Source organism: Pseudomonas sp. CFBP13508 (assembly GCF_005233515.1).
GTDB lineage: Bacteria > Pseudomonadota > Gammaproteobacteria > Pseudomonadales > Pseudomonadaceae > Aquipseudomonas > Aquipseudomonas mercuritolerans.
Genome location: NZ_QFZZ01000004.1, coordinates 181,034 through 202,734, shown reverse-complemented (window position 1 = coordinate 202,734; position 21,701 = coordinate 181,034). Strand labels below are relative to the sequence as shown.

Sequence of the window (21,701 nt, the reverse complement as noted above, 5' to 3'; positions counted from 1 at the left end):
CAAGCGTAAAGCGGAGGTAAAAAATGACATAAAAAAAAAGAGGCCCGAAGGCCCCTTCCTTATTTCGGCGCGGTAAACGCTTACGCGTCCGGCGCTGCCTTGGCCGTCGGCTCACTGTTTTCGTAGATATACAGTGGCTTGGACTTGCCTTCGATGACGCTTTCATCGATCACGACTTTGCTCACCTCGGACTGCGAGGGGATTTCATACATCGTGTCGAGCAATACACCTTCGAGAATCGAACGCAGGCCACGGGCACCGGTTTTACGTTCCAGGGCACGCTTGGCGACCGATTTCAGCGCGTCGGAACGGAATTCCAGATCCACGCCTTCCATCTCGAACAGCTTGGCATACTGTTTGGTCAGAGCATTTTTCGGCTCGGTGAGGATTTGCATCAGCGCAGCCTCGTCGAGCTCGTCCAGTGTCGCCAGGACCGGCAGACGACCGACGAATTCCGGGATCAGACCGAACTTGACCAGATCGTCAGGCTCGACTTCACGCAGGGATTCGCCGACTTTCTTGCCCTCTTCCTTGCTGCGCACTTCGGCGTTGAAGCCGATGCCGCCCTTGGTGGAACGATTCTGAATGACCTTTTCCAGGCCAGAGAACGCGCCGCCGCAGATGAACAGGATGTTACGGGTGTCGACCTGCAGGAATTCCTGCTGCGGATGCTTGCGGCCACCTTGCGGCGGTACGGAAGCGACCGTGCCTTCGATCAACTTGAGCAAGGCCTGCTGCACGCCTTCACCGGAAACATCACGGGTGATCGACGGGTTGTCGGACTTGCGGGAAATCTTGTCGATTTCGTCGATGTAGACAATGCCCATCTGGGCTTTCTCTACGTCGTAATCGCACTTCTGCAGCAGCTTCTGAATGATGTTCTCGACATCCTCACCCACGTAACCTGCCTCGGTGAGGGTAGTTGCGTCGGCGATGGTGAACGGAACGTTCAGCAAGCGGGCCAGTGTTTCGGCCAGCAGGGTTTTACCGGAGCCTGTCGGGCCGATCAGCAGGATGTTGCTCTTGCCGAGTTCGACGTCGTCAGCCTTTTTGTCACGCTGGTTCAGGCGCTTGTAGTGGTTGTACACCGCTACGGCCAAAACCTTTTTCGCACGCTCCTGACCAATGACGTACTGGTCAAGGATGCCGCTGATTTCTTTAGGCGAAGGCAATTTATGCGCGCTGCTTTCGGCCTGTGCTTCCTGCACCTCCTCGCGGATGATGTCATTGCACAGGTCGACGCACTCGTCGCAGATAAAGACCGAGGGGCCGGCAATCAATTTGCGCACTTCATGCTGGCTTTTGCCACAGAAGGAGCAATAGAGCAGCTTGCCGTTGTCCTCGCCGTTGCGGGTGTCAGTCATTCGTTCGATCCAAATCCGATAGGCTTGCAACACAAGATGAAGGCTATTGCGGGCTTTTTCAAGCCCGCCGCTGATCGGACATGCCGATCAGGCCTGTTTTGCGCTGCTTATATTAAGCTGGACGCTGGTTGATCACTTCGTCGATCAGGCCGTATTCCTTCGCAGCTTCGGCACTCATGAAGTTGTCGCGATTGGTATCGCGCTCGATTTCTTCCAGAGTACGGCCGCTGTGCTTGGCCATCAGCATGTTCAGACGCTCGCGGATGAAGAGGATTTCCTTGGCGTGGATTTCGATGTCCGACGCCTGACCCTGGAAACCGCCCAGTGGCTGGTGAATCATCACGCGCGAGTTCGGCAGGCAGAAACGCTTGCCCGGAGCACCTGCGGTGAGCAGGAATGCGCCCATGCTGCAGGCCTGACCGATGCAGGTGGTCGATACGTTCGGCTTGATGAACTGCATGGTGTCGTAGATCGACATGCCTGCAGTTACCGAACCGCCCGGCGAGTTGATGTACAGATGGATGTCCTTGTCCGGGTTTTCCGCTTCAAGGAACAGCAGTTGCGCACAGATCAGGTTGGCCATGTAGTCCTCTACCGGGCCCACCAGAAAGATCACTCGCTCCTTGAGCAGGCGCGAGTAGATGTCGTAGGCGCGTTCGCCACGAGCGGACTGCTCGACAACCATCGGGACCAGGCCGCCGGCGGCCTGGATATCAGAGTTCTGCTGAATATAAGAATTACGGAACATGCTCTGCAGTCGCTCCCAAATAGTTATGTCTTGAATACGCATAAGCCAGCTCGAGAGCTGGCTTATGGTGTGCACTTCTAACGCAAAATCAATCAGTCGGCTGCTGGAGCTTCTACCGGCTTGACTGCTTCTTCGTAGGAGACCGATTTGTCGGTCACACTAGCTTTCTGCAGAACAGTATCCACAACTTGTTCTTCCAGCACAACCGAACGCACTTCGTTCAGTTGCTGCTCGTTTTTGTAGTACCACGACACGACCTGCTCTGGCTCCTGGTAAGCGGAAGCCATTTCCTGAATCATTTCGCGAACGCGAGCTTCGTCAGGCTTGAGGTCGAACTGCTTGACCACTTCAGCAACGATCAGGCCCAGCACGACGCGGCGCTTGGCTTGCTCTTCGAACAGCTCGGCCGGCAGCTGGTCTGGCTTGATGTTGCCGCCGAACTGCTGAACAGCCTGCACGCGCAGACGGTCAACTTCGTTGGACAGCAGAGCCTTTGGCACTTCGATCGGGTTGGTGGCCAGCAGACCGTCCATTACCTGATTCTTGACCTTGGATTTGATCGCCTGACGCAGTTCACGCTCCATGTTCTTGCGAACTTCGGTGCGGAAACCGTCGATGCCGCTTTCCTTGATGCCGAATTGAGCGAAGAACTCTTCGTTCAGTTCAGGCAGCTTAGGCTCGGACACAGTGTTGACGGTCACGGTGAACTCGGCGGTTTTGCCAGCCAGGTCCAGGTTCTGATAGTCCTCAGGGAAGGTCAGGTTCAGAACGCGCTCTTCGCCAGCCTTAGCGCCAACCAGGCCTTCTTCGAAGCCCGGGATCATACGGCCGGAACCCAGTACCAGCTGAGTGCCCTTGGCGGAGCCGCCAGCGAACACTTCGCCGTCAACCTTGCCAACGAAATCGATGTTCAGTTGGTCTTCGTTCTGCGCGGCACGGTCGGCCACTTCGAAACGGGTGTTCTGCTTGCGCAGGATGTCGAGCATCTTGTCCAGGTCAGCGTCAGCCACTTCAGCGCTCAGACGCTCAACGGTGATGCCTTCGAAGCCAGCAACGGTGAACTCAGGGAAGACTTCGAATACAGCAACGTATTCCAGATCCTTGCCCGCTTCGAGCGACTTTGGCTCGATCGAAGGCGAACCGGCAGGGTTGAGCTTCTGCTCAACCACAGCTTCGTAGAACGAAGACTGGATCACATCGCCTACAGCTTCCTGACGCGCATCAGCACCGAAACGGCGCTTGATTTCGCTCATTGGCACTTTGCCTGGACGGAAGCCAGCAATTTTGGCCTTTTGGGCAGTCTGCTGCAGACGCTTGTTGACCTGAGTCTCGATGCGCTCTGCCGGCACGGTGACGCTCATGCGGCGCTCGAGAGCAGTAGTATTTTCAACAGAAACTTGCATGGATATTCCTCGTTGCACAGACGTTAGCCGGCCGTTTCCGACCCCAGAATCAAGGGCATGCATTCTAGTGGGTCAAACTCAAGAAGTCACCCTACTGGAAACGGGTAAAAAAACAGCAGGCAATTTTCAGGGAGCGCTGCACGAATGCCTTTCACTCCACTGGCGAATACAAGTGCTCAGGTCAGGGCTCTGCATCAACGCTTCTATATATAGAAGAAACAATCCAATCCGCCCCGACAGCCATTCCAGCAAAACCGGAACGACGAGCAGTTCAGCGTCATCCGATCCTTTAAAAGCGATGAAGTGCCCTGCCCTGCGCTTCGAAATCGACCATGGCCGGACTTCGAAACCGCTAAAACAAAAAAGGCGCCAGACTGTTAAATCTGGCGCCTTTCGAAATATGGGGTGGACGATGGGGATCGAACCCACGACAACGGGAGTCACAATCCCGTGCTCTACCAACTGAGCTACGCCCACCATATTGCGTAACAAAAAAGCCAAACAACTTCTTTGTCGAAACTTCATCAGGCCCTAGGCACAGATGAAGCTTTATTTGGTGCGGATGAAGAGACTCGAACTCTTACGCCTCGCGGCGCTGGAACCTAAATCCAGTGTGTCTACCAATTCCACCACATCCGCGGATGAAGCTTTTAAAGCAAAGGCGCCAGACCGTTAAATCTGGCGCCTTTCGAAATATGGGGTGGACGATGGGGATCGAACCCACGACAACGGGAGTCACAATCCCGTGCTCTACCAACTGAGCTACGCCCACCATATCGCGTTACTTGTGCCAAAGCTGCCTAATGGCGCACCCGGCAGGACTCGAACCTGCGACCATCCGCTTAGAAGGCGGATGCTCTATCCAGCTGAGCTACGGGCGCCTTGTTAATCTGTACTCTTAAAGGACTACAAACTAAGTGCTTTCCAGTGTCGCAGAACCTTGATTCCGCTTCACCTTCTTAACCAGTGCTAGGCTGTGCCCGACAAGTGCGACGAATAGTATAGAGGGCTCCAAAGGTCGTCAAATCCTTTTTGAAAAAAATTCATTTAATTAAAGGAGTTAGAGGAATTTGCTGACCAAGCGCCTTTGCCCTCACCGCTCGACATGCGAGAATGCGTTCTCATTTTTTCCCCTCTCGATGGTTAATCACGCGCAATGACTGCACAACTAATCGACGGCAAATCGATCGCCGCCAGCCTGCGCCAGCAGATCGCCCAACGAGTTGCCGAGCGTCGCCAGCAAGGCCTGCGCACCCCCGGCCTCGCGGTGATCCTGGTCGGCAGCGATCCTGCCTCTCAGGTTTATGTCTCGCACAAGCGTAAAGACTGTGAAGAGGTTGGCTTCCTCTCTCAAGCCTACGACCTGCCCTCCGACACCACTCAGGACGCTCTGACCGATCTGATCGATCGCCTCAATGACGACCCGGCCATCGACGGCGTTCTCCTGCAGTTGCCTCTGCCCGAACACCTCGACGCGTCCAAGCTGCTGGAACGCATTCGCCCGGACAAAGACGTCGATGGTTTCCATCCGTACAACGTCGGCCGCCTGGCCCAGCGCATCCCGCTGCTGCGCCCCTGCACCCCGAAAGGCATCATGACCTTGCTGGAAAGCACTGGCGCTGATCTTTACGGGATGGACGCGGTAGTCGTGGGCGCCTCCAATATCGTCGGTCGCCCGATGGCCATGGAATTGTTGCTGGCCGGCTGCACCGTCACTGTCACTCACCGCTTCACCAAGGATCTGGCGGGCCACGTCGGCCGCGCTGATCTGGTGGTCGTTGCCGCCGGCAAGCCGGGCCTGGTCAAGGGCGAGTGGATCAAGGAAGGCGCGATCGTGATCGACGTCGGCATCAACCGTCAGGACGACGGCAAACTGGTCGGTGACGTCGTCTACGAAACCGCCCTGCCCCGCGCTGGCTGGATCACGCCGGTACCGGGCGGCGTCGGCCCGATGACCCGCGCCTGCCTGCTGGAAAACACGCTCTACGCCGCAGAAACCCTGCACGTCTGATCGAATTTTTCCGCTGCACCAGAACCCCGCCTCGTGCGGGGTTTTTCATGTCTGAGAAAAAACTTCAACCGTTCGCCGGAAACCGCTCTTTTTACAGGCCTTTTCACGAGATTTTCAGGTCTTTCAAACAACCATCGACAGTTCTTCAGCCATACTCCTAAAATGCGCCGGTTTAAAGAAATAACCCGTTACAAACTAACGGTATATCCAACCTTTTAGAGTTCGCCCGCGTGAAAATTCGTCTCTCGATTCTGAGCCTGTTGTTTGCTGTTACAGGCACATTCATCACGCCAACGATCAACGCTGCGGAAACCACCGCTGTCCCACGTGACGCTTCGACTTTGAAGATCGCGTCCGGCAGCGCCCTGCTCATGGATATGCAGACCAATAAAGTCATCTATTCCAGCAACCCTGACGTGATCGTGCCGATCGCTTCCGTCAGCAAGCTGATGACTGGCCTGGTCGTGGTAGAAGCTCGACAGAACATGGACGAATGGATCGATGTCGACATCAGGAACACTCCGGAAATGAAGGGCGTGTTCTCCCGGGTCAAACTCAAGAGCGAGCTGCCGCGCCGCGAGATGCTGCTGATCGCCTTGATGTCTTCGGAAAACCGCGCCGCCGCCAGCCTCGCCCATCACTATCCCGGCGGCTACGCTGCTTTTATCGCGGCAATGAACGCCAAGGCCAAGGCGCTGGGCATGACCAGCACGCACTTTGTCGAGCCGACCGGCTTGTCGGAGCGCAACGTTTCCACCGCCCGCGACCTGAGCAAACTGCTGGTGGCTGCGCACAAGCAACCGCTTCTGGTGCAACTGACCACCACCAAGGAAAAAACCGTGGCGTTCCGCAAGCCCAACTACACCCTGGGCTTCCGCAATACCGACCACTTGGTCAACAAGGCCGATTGGGACATCAAGATCACCAAGACCGGCTTCACCAACCCGGCCGGCCATTGCCTGGTGCTGGTGACGAAGATGGGCAACCGTCCGGTCGCCTTGGTGATTCTCGATGCGTTTGGCAAATACACGCATTTTGCCGATGCCAGCCGCATCCGCAGCTGGGTGGAAACCGGCCGCAGCGCCAATGTGCCTGCGGTGGCACAGCAATACAAAGCCGACAAGAACCTCAAGAGCCGTCAGAGCGGCGTAGTCGAGGCGGCCAAGTAAATCCAGCGTTGATGAAAAAGCCCCGAATCTTCGGGGCTTTTTTCGTCTGCGCATCAGTCGTTGGGCAGCGGCATCTTGTCGTCATCGGGGATGCCATCGCCAGAGCTCGGCTCTGGCGAAACGTCCGGAGTCAGCACATTTGGCCGCGCCAGCGGGTCGCGCATCGGGCTGTCTGGATCCAGCACAGGATCAACTTCTGGCTCCGAAGTGGTCGGTACGCTGTCAGGTTTGTGGTCATCGAAGCTTGAATCGGTACTCATATGCACCTCACATCAAGGTTTCAGATCGGCTAACGGATCATAAGGCTTGGCCGGTTTCTTCGGATCCTCACCGGGCTCGACATCCAGCGGCGCTTTGGCCGGACCGACCGGATCGACTTGCGGATCGTCAAGGTCCGGCGAATCCGGATCGAATCCCAGATCATCACCCGAGGAATGTTCGGACGAGTGCGGGCCTTTCGGGTTTGGGGAATCTGCCATGTTGCCTCCTTGATTCACCCGCGAAGCACGGGCATTAATCTTCAGAGGCTGGCCGGGCGCAGTCGTGCCCGGCAGATGACGAACGGAGGCTTATTGCGCCGCCAAAGCCTTTCTAGCCTGCGCCGCAGCGTTTTCCTCACCGGCCTGCGCCAGTTCATCGGCGGCTTTCAGCCAACGGGAGCGGTCGACGGCTGCCGGGATCTGCGCCGGTTTCTGAATCAGGATTGCCCAGCCACCGGCCTTTTCGAGCGCTGCTTGAAAGCTGCCGAAATCCATCAACTGCCGACGGTTCATGCCGGCGCGCAGCAGGACCTTCTGTTTATTGCGATCGTAGCCGGACAGGATCGCGTAACGCGGCTCGGCCCAGAATGCCGAACCTTCGCTGAAACGCACCATGACCGGGTAGCCCGCTGCGACTTGGGTCAGCAAGGCCGGCAGCTTGCTGTCGAGCGGATAAACCACCAGACCGTATTCGCGGGCGAGGTTCTGCATGTTCTGCTGCAATTTGTCCTCAGCACCCGGCAAGTGCAGCGGTTTTTCCAGAAGGCCCGGGGTGATGACGATGCCTTGTTGCGACAGCAGACTGGCCAGCACCTGTGGCCCACTCTGGTTGGCTTCGCCACGATAGAAGGTGCCGCTGAGCTCAACCCGCTCCGGCAAGCGTTTGACTTCAGGCGCTACATTACCTGCACATCCGCTCAGCACCACCGCGCAAGCGCCGGCAAGCAACGCTCCGCGCACTCGAGAAAATACCTGCACCATCAGTCACTCTCTTCCAGACGCCGGTCATCGTGTTCCGGCAACGCCAGCGATCATAGAGCCGCACCCGCCCGCGGTATAGCCTTAAACCGCAGACTCTGCGATTGCATAGAGCAAACTGATTGGTGACTAACGACCTTTGGTCAATAGCTTGAAACACCCCATTGACTAGACTGTCACTGAAATAGAGCGAATTGCGAAAAGCGGGCGCCCGATGCAGGGCGAAGAGGAGGCACCAATGAGCCTGACCATGACCATCGTGATGTTGATAGCCGGCTGGCTGGCCGTGGCGACTGCCATGTTGTGGGGCGTGCTGCGGATTTCGCGGCGCCATCATCATCCGGTGCAGACGATGCCGGATGAGAAGACAGAGAAGCACCCAGTGCGGCACGTTACTGCGCATTGAAGATTAAAAGCGCCCTCACCCTAGCCCTCTCCCGGAGGGAGAGGGAACTGACCGGGGTTGTTCTTTTGAGTTACGCCGACTTGAAATATCCAGCCGAACTCAGCATTTGAAAAGCCCAAAAATCGTCTCCCTCTCCCTCGGGAGAGGGCTGGGCGGGCGGCGTTCCGATGAGGGGCTGGTTCTCAAACACACCAATATCAAAGCGAAAAAAAACCGCCCGAGCTCAACCAGCCCAGGCGGTTTTTGTGTTCTCAGCAATTACGCCTGCTGAGCAACCTTCTTCTGCTTCGCCCGGCGCGACATCATGTTCAACACCTCGATACCGGCCGAGAAAGCCATGGCCGCGTACACATAACCTTTCGGTACGTGAGCGCCGAAGCCTTCGGCGATCAGCGTCATGCCGATCATGATCAGGAAGCCCAGCGCCAGCATGACCACCGTCGGGTTATCGTTGATGAACTTGGCCAGCGGGTCAGCCGCGAGCAGCATCACCAGCACCGACACCACCACCGCGATGATCATGATCGGCAAGTGTTCGGTCATGCCGACAGCGGTAATGATGCTGTCGATCGAGAACACCATGTCGAGCATCAGGATCTGACCGATAGCTGCGGCAAAACCAAGCGTTACGGTCGAAGTCGCGGTTTTCGGGTCTTCCGGCGACGGGTCCATGCTGTGATGGATCTCGGTCGTGGCTTTCCACACCAGGAACAGGCCACCGGCGATCAGGATCATGTCCTTCCAGGAGAACGCCTGGCCAAGAATTTCGATCACAGGCTCGGTCAACTGCACGATGAACGCGATGGTGCTTAACAACGCCAGACGCAGAATCAGGGCCATGCCGATACCGATACGGCGCGCCTTCTGCCGATGCTGTTCGGGCAGCTTGTTGGTCAGGATCGAAATAAAGATCAGGTTATCGATGCCAAGCACGATTTCCATTACCACCAGTGTGGCCAAAGCAACCCAAGCGGTGGGGCTGGCGGCGAGTTCTAACAGATATTCCATGGGTCAGTCCTGACTCTGTGTAAGACGGTTTAGATGGTCTTGGAGGAAGATTCGGATTCTTCCGCTGATTTTTCCGGGGTTTCTTTTTTCTCGATCAAACCACCGGTGGCATCACTGAGCGCTTGCTCAGCGGCTTTATGGGTGTCGTCAATCGCTTGTTTGGCGGTTTCAGCCGCCGCACCCATCAGTTGTTGGGCGCTTTTTTCCGCCTGATCACAACCGGCCAGAACCAGTAAAGACGCAAACATCACTGCGGGAAATGTGTATTTCATAAGGTTTCCTTCGAATGAACAGACTGGCGCACACACCGGCCGTCGATGGCTGGGCATTCTAGGGAGATGAACACTTCAGGAAAATTCGTATTTTTAGCGGCTATACTTCGGTTTTCACGAAGTGGCGACCGATATGCTTAATTACCGACAACTGCATTACTTCTGGGTTGTGGCCAAAACCGGCAGCATCGTCCGCGCCTGCGAGCAACTGAACCTGACGCCACAGACCATCAGCGGACAGATCTCACTGCTTGAACAAACCTATGGCGTGGAATTGTTTCGCCGGGTTGGCCGCCAGTTGGAACTCACCGAAGCCGGGCGCCAGGCCCTGCCCTACGCTGAGCAGATGTTTCAGTTGGGCGGCGAGCTGGAGCTGATGCTGCGAGCGCAGCCCAACGAGCAGCAGATCCTCTTTCGCGTCGGCGTGGCCGACGTGGTGCCCAAATCGATTGTTTATCGCCTGATCGCGCCGACCATGGAATTGAGCGAGCCGCTGCGCATCACCTGCCGCGAGGACAAACTCGAACGCCTGCTCGCCGATCTGGCCATTCAGCGTCTGGATCTGGTGATTTCCGACAGCCCGATGCCCTCGCATCTGGACATCAAAGGCTACAGCCAGAAGCTCGGTGAGTGCGGAATCAGTTTCTTCGCCACCGCCGAACTTGCCGCGCAGTATGGCCAGGATTTCCCGCGCAGCCTGCACGGCGCACCGTTGCTGATTCCCGGCGCGGAAACCGTGGTGCGCAGCCGTTTGCAACGCTGGTTCGCCGAACAGCAGATCCAGCCGCAGATTGTCGGCGAGTTCGATGACAGCGCTTTGATGCAGGCCTTCGGCCAATCCGGCAGCGGGATCTTTATCGGCCCGAGCGTGATTGCCGAGGAAGTGAAGCGCCAGTACGGCGTCGAGGTGATCGGCCAGACCGACGCCGTGAGCGAGTCGTTCTATGCCATTTCGGTGGAACGCAAGGTCAAGCACCCTGGCATCGTAGCGATTACCGAAGGTGCCCGACGCGAGTTGTTTACCGGGTTATGAAGCGCAAACTTCCCGCGGTTTCAGCGTCATCAGCACCATGGCGAGGAACACCGAAAGCAGAATGAAGCCGGCAGCGGCAAAGCCCAGAAAGCCCAGGCCGGCACTGTCGATCACCCGGCCGCCGACCATCGCGCCCAGGCCGATACCGAGATTGGCCCCGGCGATGTTCAGCGACGCGGCGAAGGCCGGCGCTTCCGGTGCGGCTTTCATCAGGCGCACATGGCTGACCAGGAACAGCGCCGCCTGGGTCACGCCCCAAATACCCATCGCCACCGCCAGGCCGACTGGCGAATGAATGTTCGGCACCAGCGAAACCATGCCGGCGATCATGAACGCACAGAACAACACCGACGCCCCCAGCGGATGCCGATCCACCGCACGCCCACCGAGCGAGTTGCCGATCAGCCCGACGGCGCCAAACGCCATCAGGCACCAACCGACCACGGTGCCGTTGAAACCGGCAAGTCGTTCGAGGATGTCAGCAAGGTAGGTGTAAGCGGTGAACATGCCGCTGAACACCAGGATCGACAACAAGATATGGCCGAGCATCAGCGGGCTGCGCAGGATCTTGAACTGCGAACGGAAGCTGACCTGATGCTGGTGCAGACTGGTTTTCGGCAGGTAGACAAACAGCAGCAAGGCTTTGGCAAACGCGATCAGCGCCAGAATGCCGAATGCGCTGCGCCAGCCGAACGCGTCGGAAATCAGCGTGCCGACCGGAATGCCGAACACCGTGGCGCAGACGATACCGAAGCCGATCTTGGCGATGGCGCGGCCGGCGAAATCCGGGCCGACGATGTCGACGGCGGTTTCACTGGCCAATGCCCAGAACACCGGCAAACCCAACGCCGGAATCAGACGCGCGATGGCCATCACCCAGATATTCGGCGCCAACGCTGCAACGGTATTGGCCAGACCGAACATGATCAGAATGCTGATGAACAGTTTGCGCCGTTCAAAACGGGCGAAATAAGCGGTCAGGAATGGGCCGAACAGCGCCACGGTAAAGGCGAACAAGGTCACCAGCAGCCCGGCTTGCGGGATGCTGACTTCGAGGTCTCGGGCAATCGCCGGCAACAGGCCGACAATGACGAATTCCGTGGTCAGCACCGTGAATCCGGCGGCGGACAACAGAAGAATAGGCAACAGCATGCGCAACTCCAGCAAAACGACGACACCAGCGATGACCCGGAGGCCCGCTGGCAGAACTTGAAAATGAGGATGGCGAAGCTTAACAGACTGCGCCCGCAGTGAGTTGCCCAAAACTGCTGATCTGCCGGGTCGATCCGGTGGCAGATCGTCACAGGCCTGAAGGTTCACGCCTACGCTGTGATAAAGTCCGCGCCCTGAAAATCGTACAGCTGTTCAACGTGCCGTTTGGCGGCGTTGATGTCACTTCGACAGGCGTTTCGTGACTGCCCACGACGCTTCGCACCCAATAAAAAACAGAGATGCCGCTATGACCGCTTCATCCCCTTCGTTACTGCAACGCCTGAAACGCCTGAGTCTGGTCAGCCAGATCGTCATTGGTCTGATCGCCGGTATTGCCCTGGCCCTGATTGCACCGGAGCTGGCGAAGTCCACCGCGTTCATCGGCAAGGTGTTTGTCTCGGCGTTGAAAGCCGTGGCGCCGATTCTGGTGTTCGTGCTGGTGATGGCCTCGATCGCCAACCACAAGCACGGCCAGGAAACCCACATCCGGCCGATCCTGTTCCTGTACCTGCTGGGTACATTCAGCGCTGCGGTGGTGGCCGTGGTCGCCAGCATGGCGTTCCCGTCGAATCTGGTGTTATCCACCGAAAACGTTGCCGTGACGGCGCCCGGCGGCATCGGCGAAGTGCTGCAAAGCCTGTTGCTGAGCGTCGTCGATAACCCGGTCAGCGCGCTGATGAATGCCAACTTCATCGGCATTCTGGCCTGGGCGATCGGCATGGGCATCGCCATTCGCCACGCCGGCGACACCACTCGCGAAGTGCTCGGTGACTTGTCCAACGGCGTCACCGTGATTGTCCGCGTGGTCATTCGCTTCGCGCCGCTGGGCATCTTCGGCCTGGTCGCGTCGACACTGGCCACCTCCGGTTTTGGCGCGCTGCTCGGCTACGCGCACCTGCTGGCAGTGCTGCTGGGCTGCATGCTGTTTGTCGCGCTGGTGATGAACCCGCTGATCGTGTTCTGGAAGCTGCGCCGCAACCCGTATCCACTGACGCTGATGTGCCTGCGCGAAAGCGGCATCACCGCGTTCTTCACCCGCAGCTCGGCGGCGAACATTCCGGTCAACCTGGAATTGAGCAAGCGCCTGGGCCTGCACGAAGACACCTACTCGGTATCGATCCCGCTCGGCGCGACCATCAACATGGCCGGTGCGGCGATCACCATTACCGTGCTGACCCTGGCGGCGGTGCACACCTTGGGCATCGCTGTGGACATTCCGACCGCGATCCTGCTCAGCGTCGTCGCCGCGATTTGCGCCTGTGGCGCGTCCGGTGTGGCCGGTGGTTCGCTGCTGCTGATTCCGCTGGCGTGCAGCCTGTTCGGCATCCCGAGCGAGATCGCCATGCAGGTCGTGGCAGTGGGCTTCATTATTGGCGTGCTGCAGGATTCGGCGGAGACCGCGCTGAACTCGTCGACTGACGTACTGTTTACCGCGGCGGCTTGCCTGGGCGAAGAAGAGAAGGCTCAGCGTACGGCGTAACCGCCTTACCTTGTGGGAGCGAGCCTGCTCGCGAAAGGGGCGAGACATTCAGCATAAATATCGCCTGATACGCCGCATTCGCGAGCAGGCTCGCTCCCACAGAAAAACAAAAGCCCGCCAAGGCGCGAACCTTGGCGGGCTTTTTCGTATCCGGGGGTTTAGAACGCGCCCATGTAATCGCGCTTGCCCACTTCAACGCCGTTATGACGCAGCAGCGCATAGGTGGTGGTGACGTGGAAGAAGAACTGCGGCAAGCCGTAAGTCAGCAGATACGCCTGACCACTGAAGCGCTTCTCCTTCGGCGTGCCCGGACGGGTGACGATTTCGATGCCTTCCTTGCCATCGATCTGCTCTGGCTTGATCTCGCCAATGAACGCCAGGACCTTGGTGATCAGCGCTTGCAGTTCGGCGAAGGTGGTTTCAGTGTCGTCGTACTTCGGCAGTTCGACTTCAGCCAGACGCGCCGACACGCCTTTGGCGAAATCCACGGCGATCTGCACCTGACGCACCAGCGGGAACATGTCCGGGTACAGACGCGCTTGCAGGAAGACGCTCTGGTCGATGTTTTTCGCGCTGGCGTGGGCTTCGGCCTTTTTCAGCACATCGCTCAGGGCGTTGAGCATTTGTTGAAAAACCGGGACGGATGCGGCGTACAGTGAAATGGTCATGGCAATCTCATGTGATGGCTGGGTAATACGTGGTGGCGATTATAGCCATGCTTGATGAGCACACGGCTTGCCTTTTGTTTGGCAAGGACTAGGCTAGGCGGCTTCGACTGCAGAGGGAACGCGCGATGAGCAACGAACAAGAACCCACCTCCGACCAACCACGGCTCAATGCCACGGAAATCCGCATTCTCGGTGCGCTGATCGAAAAACAGGCCACCAGTCCGGAAACCTATCCGCTGACCCTCAATGCGCTGGTGCTGGCCTGCAATCAGAAAACCAGTCGCGAACCGGTGATGAACCTCAATCAGGGTCAGGTCGGGCAAAGCCTGCGGGCGCTGGAGGGGCGTGGTTTCACCCGGCTGGTGATGGGCAGCCGTGCCGACCGCTGGGAGCACAAGGTCGACAAGGCGCTGGAACTGGTGCCGGCGCAGGTGATTCTGACGGGTTTGATGTTTCTGCGCGGCCCGCAAACCGTCAATGAACTGCTCACCCGCAGCGGGCGCATGCACGAGTTCGAAGACGCCGAGCAGGTGATTCATCAGCTTGAACGCCTGATCGCACGCGGTCTGGCGGTATTGATTCCGCGTCAGGCCGGGCAGCGTGAGGATCGTTATACCCATGCCTTGGGCGATCCGGCGGATATCGAAGCGATCCTGGCGGCGCGGCAGAATCCCGGGGAGCGATCGAGCGGTGGCGTTTCACTGGAGCGTATCGAGGAACTGGAAGCGCGGATCGCAGCGCTGGAAGAACGCCTGGCCCGCCTCGAATAACCACCGCAAAGCCATTGTTGGAGCGAGCCTGCTCGCGAAAGCGTAGTGTCAGTCACCACGATCTCGAATGACCCATCGCCTTCGCGAGCAGACTCGCTGCCACAGGGTCTGCGCGATATTCAGCTGCCCGCTTCATTCCCCATCCCAATAATCCACCCCATCCACCTGCCGCGCGACAGCGACAAAGCCCGAGGCGTTGCCCTCGGCATCCACCGCGAAATTATCCATCACCGCATACTTGTTCGAATCCGGATACTCGCAGATCTCCGGCTGCTGCTGAGTGCTGATCGCCAGATAACGCAGCTCATCCGCACTGGTATTGATGATCTGGTGAGCCTTTTCCGGTCCGCCCGGTGGGCAGGCAATCACATCACCGGCGCGGATCGGAAAACGCTCGCCTCCCAAGCGCACCTCGCCCTCCCCGGCCACCACGTAGAACATCTCCTCATTGACCCGATGGCTGTGGAACGGACTGCCGCGCATGCCCGCTGGCAGTGCATACAGGCGATAACCGAGTTTCTGTGCACCCAGTTGCTGGCCGATCCGCGCGAAACGCTGATGATAACGCCCGGCAGTGTCGCCTTCAGGGGCGAGGGCTTCGGGAAGGGCTTCGAGTTCGACCTCGTTCAGGTTGAGGATGGGCGGATGCATGGGCGGCCTCGGTTATGGTTTTTTTGGTGGGCAGGTCTGTGCGTGCTGGCGAGGATTATAGATAGTGATCCAGAACCGCAGCGCCGCCTTCGCGAGCAGGCTCGCTCCCACATTCAATCGCATTCCAGCGCAACCTGTGGGAGCGAGCCTGCTCGCGAAGAGGGCCACTCAGCCACCGCCAAACTCAGCTGCGCGCAAAATCCACCGCCGCCGCAAACTGCGCCTCATTCGGCCGCACTCCGGTGTACAGGACAAACTGCTCCAGCGCCTGAATCGCAATCACCTCAAGCCCGGTGATTACCCGCTTGCCCTCGGCTCGTGCACGCACAATCAGTGGGGTTTCCGAAGGGATTGCCACCACGTCGAATACAGTCTCAGCCGCTTTGATCACTTCAGGCTCAAACGCGAGTTGCCCCGCCTCCGGCCCGCCGTCCATGCCTACCGGGGTGACATTGATCAGCATCTGCGGGCGCTCGCTGCCAAGCTCGGCCTGCCAGCGATAACCCAGCGAATCCGCCAGGGCGCGGCCGGCGCGCTCGTTACGGGCGACAATCAAACCGTTCTTGTAGCCACCATCGCGCAGGGCGCTGGCCACCGCTTTGGCCATGCCGCCGCTGCCGCGCAGGGCGAAGGTTGAATGTTTCGGCACCGCGTGGCTCTCCAGCAACTGCGCGACAGCGATGTAGTCGGTGTTGTAGGCCTTGAGATGGCCGCCAGTGTTGACGATGGTGTTGATCGACTGGATCGCCGCTGCCGAGGCATCCAGTTCATCGACCAGCGCAATGCAGGCCTCCTTGAACGGCATCGACACGCCGCAGCCACGAATGCCCAGTGCCCGGATGCCGCCGACCGCGCCGGTCAGGTCCTGGCTGCTGAACGCCTTGTAGTAGAAATTCAGGCCCAGCTGTTCATACAAATGGTTGTGAAAACGCAGACCGAAATTCCCCGGCCGCCCCGACAGGGACATGCACAGTTGGGTGTCTTTGTTCGGGTTCATCTGCATGAAACTTCTCCTTCAAACGCACTTTCGGATGGACGGGATTGGCCAGCCCACCGGGTTCTGAATCATCATTTAGGCTTGTTTGTGGCGCCGCGCAGCCGGGTAAAGAAGCCGGTACAGACCTTACACAAAATTTACCCAGCGGCTGTGCTGAATTTCGCAAATTTGCTGTCTTAGCTGTATCCCCGCGACAACTGTGGGCCTGATTCAGGCCGCGGCGCCGGGTCGAAGAACCGAGGACTTATCATGATTCGTAAACTTCCCATCATGGCTTTGTTGATTGGCGCACTTGCCGTCACCGGCCAGGCTGAAGCGGGTGGTGGCCATGGCTGGCAGGGCCCTGCAGTGTTTGGCGCGATCGTCGGCTCGGCCATCATCGGCTCGGCACTGATCAACCAGGATCGACCGGTGTATGTGCAGCAACAACCGGTTTATGTTCAGCCGCAACCGGTCTACGTGCAGCAACCGCCGCCACCGGTCTACTACCAACCGGCGCCGGTGTATGTGCAACAACCGGTCTACGTGCAGCCGGCCCCCGTCTACTATGGCCCGCCTCGTGGTTATTACGGTCGTCCCCACGGCTACTACGGCGGCCCGCATGGCTACTACGGCGGTCCACGCTGGTAAGCGCAACACAGAGCCCTGCTTTCGAGCGGGGCTTTTTTATGACCGCTGGTCGGCCAACGTCTGAAAAAATCTCGCCAAGGTCGCTGTGAGGACAGTTCGAGCAGCTAAAGTCGGCATGATGGAATCGACCGTCGGGCTTTTTTCATCAAACGGTCACCGCTTTGTCATGACGGAACCGCAATCTGAATCCGTCCGTAAACAACAGATCGATAACAACAAGGACGACTGTATGCCCACACAAAACCCGCACCGCATCGTCGGTCTGTGCACCTCGAGCAAGGTGTACAGCGCGCTCACCGAACTCAAGCATCTGGAAGGCCATCGCTGCGCCAAGCTGCTTTCCCTGCTCGCCGAAAACCTCGTGCACAAGGGCCTGCTCAATGAACGCGAAGTCATGCACATGCTCGATCAAGTGGTCGAATGACGGCAGACCTCACTGGCATCAATGACCACTATCGAAAGCGTTGATTTTCCGCAGCGCCAACGAGCCCCTAAGGTAGCCCCATCAGTTTGATGGAGGTTTCCCCATGGCACAGGTTCAAATCATGTCGGTGATCGGCAGCGCAGTTCCCGCTTCACTCCGCGCCTCGGGCTTGCTCGCCTGCTGGTATCTGGTGCGCGATGGCGAGCCGATCAGCGGCCCGCTCACTTCGTTGCCGGCAGCGCAGGCTTTATCGCAACAGGTCGCCAGCGCCTCGTTCCGTGCTTAAGGCAGTTGCACCTTGGGCTTGGTCTCGACGAACAGCGCCCAGCTCGACAGGAACAACGCGGCAATCAGCGGCCCGATCACAAAGCCGTTGAGGCCGAAGACTGCGAGGCCGCCAAGGGTCGAGACCAGGATCAGGTAATCGGGCATTTTCGTGTCCTTGCCCACCAGTATCGGGCGCAGCACGTTGTCGACCAGGCCGATCACGAATACGCCGAACAAGCCCAGCACCACGCCCTGCCAGATCATGCCGCTAAGCAGGAAGTACGCCGCCACCGGCGCCCAGACAATCCCCGCGCCGACTGCTGGCAACAGCGACAGAAACGCCATCAGCACCGCCCAGAGCAATGCGCTGGGAATATCGAGAAACCAGAAAATCAGCCCGCCCAGCGCGCCTTGGGTCACGGCCACGACCACGTTGCCCTTGACCGTGGCGCGCACCACGCGGTTGAACTTCAGTTGCAGGCGACGCTTGTGGTTTTCTTCCAGCGGCACGGCAGTGCGCATCTTGCGCGCCAGCTCGGGGCCGTCACGCAGGAAGAAAAACAGCAGGTAAAGCATGATGAAAAAGCTCACCACGAATTCGAACGTGCCCTGGCCGAAGCTGAACGCCTGAGTCGCCAGCACCTGGCTGCCCTGCATCGCCGCTTTGACGATCTTCTCGCGCAGGCTGTCAAGTTCGCCCACACCGAAACGATCGAGCAGGTTCTGGAAATACGGCGGCAGGCTGTGTTTGAACTGCGCCAGATACGCGGCGATATCCAGTTCACCGCTTTCGATGTTCTTGTAGACCGTCGCCCCTTCCTGCACCAGCAGGATGCTGACGATGATCACCGGCAGAATCGCGATCACCAGACACAGGCTCAGGGTGCACAGCGACGTTACGTTGCGTGGCCAGCCGAATTTCTGTTGCACCCTGCGCTGCACCGGCGCAAACAGAATGCCGAGGATGACAGCCCAGAACACCGCGCCGTAGAACGGCAGCAGGATCCAGATGAAGGCCACCGTGACCAGCACCAGCAGCACTGTCAGGGATTTGAATTGCAGACTCTTTTCGTTCATATCCGGTCCATGTCAGTCAGGCGTCACGCACGCCCGCCCCACTTAGTCAGCCGCCGAGCGCGTGAGTGCCATGTTTATTCATGGAGCATAGATCCAGATCAATAAACCCTCGCAACAGCTGCCCTACCCTGCGCGGCTTTTGCGACCGACACCCAAATGCCAACTCTCATCGCCCCCGAGCTTCTCGCCCCCGCCGGCACCCTGAAAAACATGCGTTACGCCTTCGCTTATGGCGCCGATGCGGTATACGCCGGCCAGCCGCGCTACAGCCTGCGGGTGCGCAACAACGAATTCGACCACGCCAACCTGGCGCTGGGCATCCGTGAGGCGCAGGCGCAGGGCAAGCGCTTCTACGTGGTGGTCAACATCGCCCCGCACAACGCCAAGCTGAAGACGTTTCTCAAGGATCTGGCGCCGGTGATCGAGATGGCCCCGGATGCGCTGATCATGTCCGATCCGGGCCTGATCATGCTGGTGCGCCGACATTTTCCGCAGATGCCGATTCACCTGTCGGTGCAGGCCAACACGGTGAACTGGGCGAGCGTCGAGTTCTGGCAGCAACAGGGGCTGAGCCGGATCATTCTGTCGCGCGAACTGTCGCTCGAGGAAATCGGTGAAATCCGCGAGCAGGTGCCGGGCATGGAGCTGGAAGTGTTCGTGCATGGCGCGCTGTGCATGGCTTATTCCGGGCGCTGCCTGCTTTCCGGTTACATGAACAAACGCGATGCCAATCAGGGCACCTGCACCAACGCCTGCCGCTGGAAATACACGGCGCAGGAAGCCACGCAAAACCAGCTCGGCGAGATCGTGCAGACCTTTCAACCCGAGCCGACCCTGGGCCTCGGCGCTCCGACCGATCAGGTCTTCCTGTTGCAGGAAGCCAACCGCCCCGATGAATTGATGCCGGCTTTCGAGGACGAGCACGGCACCTACATCATGAACGCCAAGGATCTGCGCGCGGTGCAGCATGTCGAGCGGCTGACGCGTATGGGCGTGCATTCATTGAAAATCGAAGGCCGGACCAAATCGCATTTCTACTGCGCGCGCACCACCCAGGTATATCGCCGGGCGATCGATGATGCCGTGGCCGGGCGCGAGTTTGATCGCAGCCTGATGCTGGATCTCGAGTCGCTGGCCCAGCGCGGCTACACCGAAGGTTTTCTGCGCCGGCATGTGCATGACGAATATCAGAACTATCAGCACGGCAGTTCGGTAGCGGAGCGGCAGCAGTTCGTTGCCGAACTGACCGGCGAGCGCCGGGATCGCCTGGCCGAAGTGATAGTGAAAAATCGTTTTGCCGTGGGCGATCATCTGGAACTGATGACGCCCAAGGGCAATTTCCATTTTGATCTGCATGAATTGCAGAGCGTCAGCGGGCAAGCGATCGAAGTGGCGCCGGGGGACGGGCATACGGTGTACGTGCCGATACCGGACGCAGTGGATTTGCGCTTTGGGTTGTTGATGCGGGATTTGCGTGTTGGTTGACTGGCGATTTTGTCTGGCACTCGCAGCATGGCCGTGATTTGCTGGTGAAGCCGATGCCGTCTTCGCGAGCAGGCTCGCTCCCACAGTGGATCTGTGTCGTACATACATCCATTGTGGGAGCGAGCCTGCTCGCGAAGAGGCCGGCCCACTCAATGAATAATCCAGACCTCAGCGCATATCATCCGACAACGGTGTCGGCTCATCCGCCGGCGGTACATCCTCGCCATCCGGCGGATCCTTCCAGTCATCCGGTCGGTCGGCATCGCTCAGGGGATCGCGCCCCGGGTCCATGCCCGGCGGTGCGTCGTGATCGCTCAGGGTCGATTCGTCGGTGCCGGATACGGGGCGGGTCTGGTCGGTGGGCGCCATGCCACCGGGAACAAGCGAGTCATCAGCCATGCTGCACCTCACAATACTGGCCCGGATTATCCGGGGCGTATTGTTTGGAAGCGCGGCCGTCGGCGGTGTGCGATACGTCAGACCAGCGGCATCAGCCTTGGGCGATAAAGCGATCACGACTGTTGGTCAGGTGCAGCCACATCGCGGCGCGGGCGGCATCGGCGTCCTGACGCTTGATCGCATTCAGAATCGCCTCGTGTTCCAGATTGGCCAAGTGCCCGAGCTTGCTCAGATCCGCCGCGCCACGCTCGGCGGCATTCAGGCGATTGCGCGGGATCATCGCACTGCCCAGGTGCTGCATGATCTCGCTGAAACAAGCGTTGCCGGTGGCCTCGGCGATCAGCAGATGAAAACGCCGATCGGCCTCCACGCAGCTGTCGTTGTTCGCCAGCAGCCGTTGATAGTCATCCAGCGCCTGACGCATCTGCTGCACCTGCTGCTCACTGCGCCGCTGCGCCGCCAGCGCCGCCGCTTGCGTCTCCAGGCCCATGCGCAATTCGAGAATGCTGCGCACACCGAGCGCCGTGTCGACATTCAGGCGCAGGCCCTGCTCCGCTGCGCGCTCGATGACGAAAGTACCGATGCCATGGCGCGTCTCGACCAGCCCCGAGGCCTGCAACTTGGAAATGGCCTCGCGCACCACCGTGCGGCTGACGCCGTGCTCCTGAACGATGGAGTTCTCCGAAGGCAGCTTGTCACCGGGCGACAGTTGTCCGAGCAGGATGCTCTGGGTGAGCTTTTCCACCAGGTCATGAGCGAGGTTGTGCGTGCGTTTGCGCGCGGGCGCGTCGAGGTCTTCTTGCATGATCGGTTCCGGTGATCGGGGCTTACCGATCGTAGCACTGCGGGATGACGGTTGAGATGGATTTTAGCGGTCGATGGGCCATCGACTTGTATGACAACACTCAATTACGTCGAATGTTTTTGATAGCCAGCCACCACGCATCACCATTCACAGCTCAAAGAGGCGCTGCGCTCGACTGGCGAAA

25 protein-coding genes and 4 tRNA genes are annotated in these 21,701 nt (G+C 58.9%); 10 read left to right on the top strand and 19 right to left on the bottom strand.

The window, feature by feature from the left end; translation table 11 throughout:
- Window positions 1–80: 80 nt before the first annotated feature.
- From clpX to PspCFBP13508_RS13070, 7 genes are all read right to left on the bottom strand, one after another.
- Window positions 81–1,364, bottom strand: a complete 1,284-nt coding sequence (gene clpX, locus PspCFBP13508_RS13100) for an ATP-dependent Clp protease ATP-binding subunit ClpX (protein ID WP_016775335.1) — start codon at window positions 1,362–1,364, stop codon at window positions 81–83.
- 112 nt (window positions 1,365–1,476) lie between these two features.
- Window positions 1,477–2,112, bottom strand: coding sequence for an ATP-dependent Clp endopeptidase proteolytic subunit ClpP (gene clpP / locus PspCFBP13508_RS13095; protein ID WP_016775336.1), 636 nt, complete (start codon window positions 2,110–2,112; stop codon window positions 1,477–1,479).
- Window positions 2,113–2,204: 92 nt separating this feature from the next.
- Window positions 2,205–3,515 carry a trigger factor gene (gene tig, locus PspCFBP13508_RS13090; protein ID WP_016775337.1) on the bottom strand — a complete coding sequence of 437 codons (1,311 nt, stop codon included), beginning with the start codon at window positions 3,513–3,515 and terminating at the stop codon, window positions 2,205–2,207.
- Window positions 3,516–3,916: 401 nt separating this feature from the next.
- Window positions 3,917–3,992 (bottom strand) — tRNA-His (locus PspCFBP13508_RS13085).
- Between the two features lie 77 nt (window positions 3,993–4,069).
- Window positions 4,070–4,154: transfer RNA gene (locus PspCFBP13508_RS13080), tRNA-Leu, on the bottom strand.
- A 57-nt stretch (window positions 4,155–4,211) separates the two neighbouring features.
- Window positions 4,212–4,287: transfer RNA gene (locus tag PspCFBP13508_RS13075), tRNA-His, on the bottom strand.
- Between the two features lie 32 nt (window positions 4,288–4,319).
- Window positions 4,320–4,396 (bottom strand) — tRNA-Arg (locus tag PspCFBP13508_RS13070).
- A gap of 275 nt (window positions 4,397–4,671) precedes the next feature.
- Between PspCFBP13508_RS13070 and folD the strand changes: the two genes are divergently transcribed.
- Both folD and pbpG read left to right on the top strand, forming a co-directional pair.
- Entirely contained in the window at window positions 4,672–5,526 is an 855-nt protein-coding gene (folD, locus tag PspCFBP13508_RS13065) for a bifunctional methylenetetrahydrofolate dehydrogenase/methenyltetrahydrofolate cyclohydrolase FolD (RefSeq protein WP_016775338.1), read from the top strand.
- 230 nt (window positions 5,527–5,756) lie between these two features.
- Window positions 5,757–6,695 carry a D-alanyl-D-alanine endopeptidase gene (pbpG, locus tag PspCFBP13508_RS13060; RefSeq protein ID WP_137214747.1) on the top strand — a complete coding sequence of 313 codons (939 nt, stop codon included), beginning with the start codon at window positions 5,757–5,759 and terminating at the stop codon, window positions 6,693–6,695.
- A gap of 53 nt (window positions 6,696–6,748) precedes the next feature.
- Here the strand turns inward: pbpG and PspCFBP13508_RS13055 are convergent, their stop codons facing one another.
- The 3 genes from PspCFBP13508_RS13055 to PspCFBP13508_RS13045 all read right to left on the bottom strand — a co-directional run bounded on the left by PspCFBP13508_RS13055 (window position 6,749) and on the right by PspCFBP13508_RS13045 (window position 7,936).
- Window positions 6,749–6,955 carry a hypothetical protein gene (locus PspCFBP13508_RS13055; protein ID WP_137214746.1) on the bottom strand — a complete coding sequence of 69 codons (207 nt, stop codon included), beginning with the start codon at window positions 6,953–6,955 and terminating at the stop codon, window positions 6,749–6,751.
- A gap of 12 nt (window positions 6,956–6,967) precedes the next feature.
- The gene (locus PspCFBP13508_RS13050) at window positions 6,968–7,174 is read right to left on the bottom strand and encodes a DUF6021 family protein (RefSeq protein ID WP_024013462.1); all 207 of its coding nucleotides are present in this window, start codon (window positions 7,172–7,174) and stop codon (window positions 6,968–6,970) included.
- 90 nt (window positions 7,175–7,264) lie between these two features.
- Complete coding sequence (locus PspCFBP13508_RS13045) at window positions 7,265–7,936, bottom strand: peptidase C39 family protein (protein ID WP_137214745.1); 672 nt, start codon at window positions 7,934–7,936, stop codon at window positions 7,265–7,267.
- Window positions 7,937–8,171: 235 nt separating this feature from the next.
- Between PspCFBP13508_RS13045 and PspCFBP13508_RS27425 the strand changes: the two genes are divergently transcribed.
- Window positions 8,172–8,339 (top strand): hypothetical protein, encoded by a 168-nt coding sequence (locus PspCFBP13508_RS27425; protein WP_178083741.1) that lies wholly within the window; start codon window positions 8,172–8,174, stop codon window positions 8,337–8,339.
- A 258-nt stretch (window positions 8,340–8,597) separates the two neighbouring features.
- Here PspCFBP13508_RS27425 and PspCFBP13508_RS13040 read toward each other — a convergent pair whose 3' ends face one another.
- Window positions 8,598–9,347, bottom strand: a complete 750-nt coding sequence (locus PspCFBP13508_RS13040; RefSeq protein WP_071172950.1) for a TerC family protein — start codon at window positions 9,345–9,347, stop codon at window positions 8,598–8,600.
- Between the two features lie 29 nt (window positions 9,348–9,376).
- Window positions 9,377–9,619, bottom strand: a complete 243-nt coding sequence (locus tag PspCFBP13508_RS13035; protein WP_137214744.1) for a hypothetical protein — start codon at window positions 9,617–9,619, stop codon at window positions 9,377–9,379.
- Between the two features lie 133 nt (window positions 9,620–9,752).
- Between PspCFBP13508_RS13035 and nhaR the strand changes: the two genes are divergently transcribed.
- Complete coding sequence (gene nhaR, locus PspCFBP13508_RS13030) at window positions 9,753–10,652, top strand: transcriptional activator NhaR (RefSeq protein WP_137214743.1); 900 nt, start codon at window positions 9,753–9,755, stop codon at window positions 10,650–10,652.
- Here the strand turns inward: nhaR and PspCFBP13508_RS13025 are convergent.
- On the bottom strand, window positions 10,647–11,804 hold the full coding sequence (locus tag PspCFBP13508_RS13025) for an MFS transporter (RefSeq protein ID WP_024013467.1): 1,158 nt from the start codon (window positions 11,802–11,804) through the stop codon (window positions 10,647–10,649). The two genes, nhaR and PspCFBP13508_RS13025, sit on opposite strands and share 6 nt — an antisense overlap.
- A 307-nt stretch (window positions 11,805–12,111) precedes the next feature.
- Here PspCFBP13508_RS13025 and sstT point away from each other — a divergent pair, with 307 nt between their 5' ends.
- A complete protein-coding gene (sstT, locus tag PspCFBP13508_RS13020) occupies window positions 12,112–13,344 on the top strand; it encodes a serine/threonine transporter SstT (RefSeq protein ID WP_024013468.1) in 1,233 nt (410 codons plus the stop codon).
- Window positions 13,345–13,502: 158 nt separating this feature from the next.
- Here sstT and PspCFBP13508_RS13010 read toward each other — a convergent pair whose 3' ends face one another.
- A complete protein-coding gene (locus PspCFBP13508_RS13010) occupies window positions 13,503–14,012 on the bottom strand; it encodes a DUF1993 domain-containing protein (RefSeq protein ID WP_041477165.1) in 510 nt (169 codons plus the stop codon).
- 125 nt (window positions 14,013–14,137) lie between these two features.
- On the opposite strand from PspCFBP13508_RS13010, the gene PspCFBP13508_RS13005 reads away from it, so the two are divergent.
- On the top strand, window positions 14,138–14,782 hold the full coding sequence (locus PspCFBP13508_RS13005) for a DUF480 domain-containing protein (protein WP_137214741.1): 645 nt from the start codon (window positions 14,138–14,140) through the stop codon (window positions 14,780–14,782).
- A 132-nt stretch (window positions 14,783–14,914) separates the two neighbouring features.
- Here the strand turns inward: PspCFBP13508_RS13005 and PspCFBP13508_RS13000 are convergent, their stop codons facing one another.
- Entirely contained in the window at window positions 14,915–15,433 is a 519-nt protein-coding gene (locus PspCFBP13508_RS13000; RefSeq protein WP_137214740.1) for a cupin domain-containing protein, read from the bottom strand.
- A gap of 184 nt (window positions 15,434–15,617) precedes the next feature.
- Window positions 15,618–16,436 carry a shikimate 5-dehydrogenase gene (locus PspCFBP13508_RS12995; protein WP_137214739.1) on the bottom strand — a complete coding sequence of 273 codons (819 nt, stop codon included), beginning with the start codon at window positions 16,434–16,436 and terminating at the stop codon, window positions 15,618–15,620.
- Between the two features lie 243 nt (window positions 16,437–16,679).
- On the opposite strand from PspCFBP13508_RS12995, the gene PspCFBP13508_RS12990 reads away from it, so the two are divergent.
- The 3 genes from PspCFBP13508_RS12990 to PspCFBP13508_RS12980 all read left to right on the top strand — a co-directional run bounded on the left by PspCFBP13508_RS12990 (window position 16,680) and on the right by PspCFBP13508_RS12980 (window position 17,770).
- On the top strand, window positions 16,680–17,060 hold the full coding sequence (locus PspCFBP13508_RS12990; protein WP_024013471.1) for a hypothetical protein: 381 nt from the start codon (window positions 16,680–16,682) through the stop codon (window positions 17,058–17,060).
- Between the two features lie 229 nt (window positions 17,061–17,289).
- Window positions 17,290–17,484, top strand: coding sequence for a hypothetical protein (locus tag PspCFBP13508_RS12985; protein ID WP_016770691.1), 195 nt, complete (start codon window positions 17,290–17,292; stop codon window positions 17,482–17,484).
- 103 nt (window positions 17,485–17,587) lie between these two features.
- Window positions 17,588–17,770, top strand: coding sequence for a hypothetical protein (locus PspCFBP13508_RS12980; protein ID WP_130910467.1), 183 nt, complete (start codon window positions 17,588–17,590; stop codon window positions 17,768–17,770).
- Here the strand turns inward: PspCFBP13508_RS12980 and PspCFBP13508_RS12975 are convergent.
- Entirely contained in the window at window positions 17,767–18,828 is a 1,062-nt protein-coding gene (locus PspCFBP13508_RS12975) for an AI-2E family transporter (protein ID WP_137214738.1), read from the bottom strand. The two genes, PspCFBP13508_RS12980 and PspCFBP13508_RS12975, sit on opposite strands and share 4 nt — an antisense overlap.
- A gap of 156 nt (window positions 18,829–18,984) precedes the next feature.
- Between PspCFBP13508_RS12975 and yegQ the strand changes: the two genes are divergently transcribed.
- Window positions 18,985–20,313, top strand: coding sequence for a tRNA 5-hydroxyuridine modification protein YegQ (yegQ, locus tag PspCFBP13508_RS12970; protein WP_137214737.1), 1,329 nt, complete (start codon window positions 18,985–18,987; stop codon window positions 20,311–20,313).
- A 168-nt stretch (window positions 20,314–20,481) separates the two neighbouring features.
- Here yegQ and PspCFBP13508_RS12965 read toward each other — a convergent pair whose 3' ends face one another.
- Together PspCFBP13508_RS12965 and PspCFBP13508_RS12960 are read right to left on the bottom strand one after the other, a co-directional pair.
- Window positions 20,482–20,712, bottom strand: coding sequence for a hypothetical protein (locus PspCFBP13508_RS12965; protein WP_137214736.1), 231 nt, complete (start codon window positions 20,710–20,712; stop codon window positions 20,482–20,484).
- A gap of 91 nt (window positions 20,713–20,803) precedes the next feature.
- Window positions 20,804–21,517 carry a FadR/GntR family transcriptional regulator gene (locus PspCFBP13508_RS12960; RefSeq protein ID WP_016775357.1) on the bottom strand — a complete coding sequence of 238 codons (714 nt, stop codon included), beginning with the start codon at window positions 21,515–21,517 and terminating at the stop codon, window positions 20,804–20,806.
- Window positions 21,518–21,701 lie beyond the last annotated feature (184 nt).